This window comes from Rhodococcus baikonurensis (genome assembly GCF_040489275.1).
In the GTDB taxonomy this organism is placed as follows: Bacteria; Actinomycetota; Actinomycetes; order Mycobacteriales; family Mycobacteriaceae; genus Rhodococcus_F; species Rhodococcus_F baikonurensis.
The window spans coordinates 1-1,380 of sequence record NZ_JBEUOQ010000070.1 but is presented as its reverse complement, the minus strand read 5'-3'; the positions used below and the strand labels follow the sequence as shown (position 1 = coordinate 1,380).

The window sequence follows — 1,380 nt, the reverse complement described above, 5'->3', positions numbered from 1 at the left end:
GGGAGTGTCCGATTAACGGTGGATCCGACCTTGATGTCGGTTAGTTACCGTTCAGGGTGATGCGTCCTTCGAAGGTGATCGCAAACGCATTGAGCGCGGGCTTCCACCTCATTGCCCATCGTGCCTTACCTTTCCCTGTCGGGTCCAGAGCACGCGTGGCCAAGTACAAGCATTTGAGCGCCGCCTGCTCAGTCGGGAAGTGCCCACGCGCCCGTACTGCGCGCCTGTAGCGAGCGTTGACAGACTCGATCGCGTTCGTCGAGCAGATGACGCGCCTGATCTCGACGTCGTAGTCCAGGAACGGAACGAACTCACTCCACGCGTTGTCCCACATCTTGATAATCGCTGGATACTGCTGCCCCCATTTCTGCGTGAACTCAGCGAATCGTTCCCTGGCCGCAAACTCCGACGGAGCGGTGTAGACAGGTTTGAGATCACGCGCCATCGCATCCCAATATTTACGAGAGGCAAAGCGAAAAGTGTTGCGTATCAGATGAATAATGCACGTCTGCACCACAGCGAGTTCCCAGACGGTGTTGATCGCTTCAGGCAATCCTTTGAGTCCGTCGCACACAACGATGCAGACGTCCGCCACACCACGGTTCTTGATCTCGGTCAGGACCGAGAGCCAGAACTTTGCGCCCTCTCCGCCCTCGCCGGCCCAGATCCCGAGGATGTCGCGTTCGCCATTGACGGTGACGCCGATCGCGACATACATCGGCCGGTTGGTGACCTGCCCATCGCGAACCTTCACGTGCACCGCATCGATGAACATCACCGGATACACCCGATCAAGTGGCCGGTTCTGCCACTCCGTCATTTCCCCGACGACCTTGTCGGTGATCCGCGAGATCGTGTCCTTCGACACCGACGCTCCGTAAATATCTTGAAAGTGCGCGGATATCTCGCCGGTCGTCAAACCCTTTGCCGTCAATGACAATACGATCTCATCGATACCCGTCAAGCGTCGCTGACGCTTCTTAACAATCTGCGGGTCGAACGAAGAATCGACGTCGCGTGGCACTTCGATCTCCACCGGCCCGATCTCAGTGAGCACCGTCTTCGAACGGGTACCGTTCCTCGAGTTGCCGCTGCCGCGGCCGGCGGCATCGTGCTTCTCGTAGCCCAGGTGCTCGGTCATCTCCGCGTCTAACGCGGTCTCTAGGACGTTTTTGGTGAGTTGATTGAGGAGTCCGTTCGGGCCCATCAACTCCACGCCCTGCTCCTTGGCCTGAGCCAGGAGCTGCTCGGCCAACTGCTTCTGATCCACCTCAGTCTCTGCCATGGGATCAAGTGTTTCGGTCATCGTCGATCCTTCCCGCCAAGCTCAGCTCGGCGTGTTGAATCAAGGACCGGATCCACCGTTATTCAGACAGTCCC

The 1,380-nt window shown here is 58.3% G+C and carries 1 protein-coding gene; it reads right to left on the bottom strand.

The features are described 5' to 3' along the window. Window positions 1-40: 40 nt before the first annotated feature. On the bottom strand, window positions 41-1,306 hold the full coding sequence (locus ABWI03_RS34160; protein ID WP_003943361.1) for an IS256 family transposase: 1,266 nt from the start codon (window positions 1,304-1,306) through the stop codon (window positions 41-43). Window positions 1,307-1,380 lie beyond the last annotated feature (74 nt).

What these genes read in the sequence shown, in the direction of transcription:
- ABWI03_RS34160 (WP_003943361.1), bottom strand. Translation starts at nt 1,306, where the DNA reads ATGACCGAAACACTTGATCCCATGGCAGAGACTGAGGTGGATCAGAAG.